Genomic DNA, 3,709 nt, shown 5'->3' on the forward strand with positions numbered 1-3,709 from the left:
CGCACCACCTGCACTACACCGCGCTGCCGGACTGGGCGCAGTCGCTGGGCATGGTGATGTCGCTGATCCTCCTGGCGCCAAGCTGGGGCGGCATGATCAACGGCATGATGACCCTCTCGGGCGCCTGGCATAAGTTGCGCAGCGACCCGATCCTGCGCTTCCTGGTGGTGTCCCTGGCGTTCTACGGCATGTCGACCTTCGAAGGTCCGATGATGGCAATCAAGACCGTCAACGCCCTATCCCACTACACCGACTGGACCATCGGCCACGTACACGCCGGGGCCCTGGGCTGGGTTGCGATGATCTCCATCGGCGCCCTGTACCACATGATCCCGAAAGTCTTCGGTCGCGAGCAGATGCACAGCATTGGCCTGATCAACGCGCACTTCTGGCTCGCCACCATCGGCACCGTGCTCTACATCGCCTCGATGTGGGTCAACGGCATCGCCCAGGGCCTGATGTGGCGCGCAGTCAACGAAGACGGCACCTTGACCTACTCCTTCGTCGAAACCCTGGTGGCCAGCCACCCTGGCTTCATCGTGCGGCTGGTAGGCGGGGCCATCTTCCTCAGCGGCATGTTGCTGATGGCCTACAACACCTGGCGCACCGTACGTGCAGCCCAGCCTGCCGAAGTCGCCGCCGCGGCGCAGATGGCCTGAGGAGTCCGCCATGAAACACGAAGTAATCGAGAAAAACGTCGGCCTGTTGATGCTGCTGATGGTCTTCGCCGTCAGCATCGGCGGCCTGACCCAAATCGTCCCGCTGTTCTTCCAGGACGTCACCAACAAGCCGGTGGAAGGCATGAAGCCCTACACCGCGCTGCAACTGGAAGGCCGCGACATCTACATCCGCGAAGGCTGTGTCGGCTGTCACTCACAGATGATCCGTCCGTTCCGTGCTGAAACCGAGCGTTATGGCCACTACTCGGTGGCCGGTGAAAGCGTCTGGGATCACCCGTTCCTCTGGGGCTCCAAGCGTACCGGTCCGGACCTGGCCCGGGTCGGCGCGCGCTACTCCGATGACTGGCATCGCGCGCACTTGTACAACCCGCGCAACGTGGTGCCCGAGTCGAAGATGCCGGCCTATCCCTGGCTGGTCACCCAGGCCGTGGACAGCAGCCACACCGAAACCAAGCTGCGCACCATGCGCACCCTGGGCGTGCCTTACACCGACGACGACATCGCCGGCGCCACGGCCTCCCTCAAGGGCAAGACAGAAATGGACGCTCTAGTGGCCTACCTGCAAGTGCTTGGCACTGCCATCAAGAGCAAGAGGTGAGCCATGGCTTTTGCACTCGATAGCGGAATGATCCGCGGCCTCGGCACCCTGGTGGTGATGATCGCCTTTGTCGGCCTGTCGATCTGGGTCTTCAACGCCAAGCGCAACCCCGAGTTCGCCCAGGCACGCCTGCTGCCGTTCGCCGACGATCCCTTGCCGGACGCCGCCGACAACCCACCTGATGACGCTCAATCCCAAGAGCCTGTGACAAGGAGCATTCGGCCATGACTACCTTCTGGAGTGCATGGATCTGCGTACTGACCATTGGCAGCCTGATCGGCCTGACCTGGCTGTTGATCGGGACCCGCAAGGGCGAAACCAAGGGCAGTGTCGACCAGACCATGGGCCACGCCTTCGACGGCATCGAGGAGTACGACAACCCGCTGCCACAGTGGTGGTTCATGCTGTTCGCCGGCACCCTGGTGTTCGCCGTGGGCTACCTGATCCTCTACCCCGGCCTGGGCAACTGGAAAGGCATCCTGCCGGGCTATGAGGACGGCTGGACCCAGACCAAGGAATGGGAAAAGGAAATGGCCAAGGCCGACACCAAGTTCGGCCCGATCTTCGCCAAATTTGCCGCCATGCCCTTGGAGGAAGTGGCCAAGGACCCACAAGCGCTGAAAATGGGCGGTCGCCTGTTCGCCTCCAACTGCTCGGTGTGCCACGGCTCGGATGCCAAGGGCGCATTCGGCTTCCCTAACCTGGCCGACAACATCTGGCGCTGGGGTGGCGATGCCGAAACCATCAAGACCACCATCCTCGGTGGGCGCATGGCGGCGATGCCCGCCTGGGGCGAAGTGCTCAAGGAAGACGGCGTGAAGAACGTCGCGGCGTATGTGCGTCATGAGTTGCCGGCCTGCCCCTGCCTGAAGACAGCAACGCCGACCTGCAAGCCGGCCAACTGGCTTTCAGCACCACCTGCGTGGCTTGCCACGGCGCCAACGGCAAAGGCACCGCGCTCATGGGCGCACCGGACCTGACCCAGCCCGCCGGTTTCATCTACGGCACAGGCCTGGCGCAGTTGCAGCAGACCATTCGCCATGGTCGCCAGGGCCATATGCCAGCGCAGAACGAACTGCTCGGCAACGACAAAGTGCAACTGCTGGCGGCTTACGTGTACAGCCTCTCCCACACCAGCAATAACCCGCCTCAAGCTGAAAACCAGCCGTAAAAATCAACGGCAAGCTGTGAGTTTTCACTTGCAGCTTGCCGCTTGAAACGCCCCCCGCCTCTTTGCGACCAAGTGTCGCACCCCTTCCAAGGTACGCCTTTCCACTCATCGGATTCGGGTCTAAGCTCACCCCGAAGTGGACTGGCAACGGCCGGTCACAGGCCAACGGTAGCCGTTAAGTTCGAAGCTCAGGTTCGATGACAGACCGCAAAGGCTGGTATCTACCGGCTGTCGTGAGACTTACCGCCTGTCAGCTATTCGGCCTTCTTCCACACACCCGGTTACAACTAACCTGGACCCTCGTTTTTATCGTCCGCTGTGACATTTTCTGACAGGGCATTTTTGTCCCTACTCGGCACATGGAAAGGCCGCAGAATAAGCGCTGTAAAGCATTGACCCAGGTCATGGCGCGTTGCAATGACCCCCTGCTTTCTCCATACTTGCGGCCGAATTTTAATCCTAATAAAACATCAAAACCGTGGAACCTTAGAATGAGCACAGCAATCAGTCCGACTGCTTATAACTATAAGGTAGTCCGCCAGTTCGCCATCATGACGGTGGTCTGGGGGATCCTTGGCATGGGGCTTGGCGTCTTCATTGCCTCACAACTTGTGTGGCCTGAACTGAACTTCGATCTTCCCTGGACGACGTTCGGACGCCTTCGCCCACTGCACACCAACCTGGTGATTTTCGCCTTCGGTGGTTGTGCATTGTTCGCCACTTCCTACTATGTCGTGCAGCGAACCTGCCAGACGCGACTGATTTCCGACAGCCTCGCTGCCTTCACCTTCTGGGGTTGGCAAGCGGTGATCGTCGGCGCAATCGTCACCTTGCCGCTGGGTTACACCACCACCAAGGAATACGCAGAGCTGGAATGGCCCCTGGCCATTTTGCTGGCCATTGTCTGGGTCACCTACGGCTTGGTGTTCTTCGGCACCATCGTCAAGCGCAAGACCAAGCACATCTATGTGGGCAACTGGTTCTACGGCGCCTTTATCGTGGTCACGGCGATGCTGCACATCGTCAACCACGCTTCCCTGCCGGTCAGCTTCTTCAAGTCTTACTCGGCGTACGCCGGTGCCACCGACGCCATGATCCAGTGGTGGTACGGCCACAACGCCGTGGGCTTCTTCCTGACCACCGGCTTCCTGGGGATGATGTATTACTTCGTGCCGAAACAGGCCGAACGTCCGATCTACTCCTATCGCCTGTCCATCGTGCACTTCTGGGCATTGATTACCCTGTACATCTGGGCCGGCC

4 protein-coding genes and 1 pseudogene are annotated in these 3,709 nt (G+C 60.5%); all 5 read left to right on the plus strand.

The window, feature by feature from the left end:
• A partial coding sequence (locus tag M1B34_RS33385) for a cbb3-type cytochrome c oxidase subunit I (protein ID WP_268267401.1) occupies positions 1–659 on the plus strand: 659 nt, incomplete at its 5' end.
• A gap of 10 nt (positions 660–669) precedes the next feature.
• Positions 670–1,278 carry a cytochrome-c oxidase, cbb3-type subunit II gene (gene ccoO / locus M1B34_RS33390; RefSeq protein ID WP_123330637.1) on the plus strand — a complete coding sequence of 203 codons (609 nt, stop codon included), beginning with the start codon at positions 670–672 and terminating at the stop codon, positions 1,276–1,278.
• Positions 1,279–1,281: 3 nt separating this feature from the next.
• A complete protein-coding gene (locus M1B34_RS33395; RefSeq protein ID WP_268267402.1) occupies positions 1,282–1,506 on the plus strand; it encodes a cbb3-type cytochrome oxidase subunit 3 in 225 nt (74 codons plus the stop codon).
• Positions 1,503–2,449 (plus strand): annotated as a pseudogene (gene ccoP / locus M1B34_RS33400) (cytochrome-c oxidase, cbb3-type subunit III). Before M1B34_RS33395 ends, ccoP begins: the two are co-directional and overlap by 4 nt.
• A 491-nt stretch (positions 2,450–2,940) precedes the next feature.
• Positions 2,941–3,709 (plus strand): cbb3-type cytochrome c oxidase subunit I (locus M1B34_RS33405; protein WP_268267403.1); only part of this gene is annotated, 769 nt, incomplete at its 3' end.

The organism is Pseudomonas morbosilactucae (assembly GCF_023241715.1).
GTDB lineage: Bacteria > Pseudomonadota > Gammaproteobacteria > Pseudomonadales > Pseudomonadaceae > Aquipseudomonas > Aquipseudomonas morbosilactucae.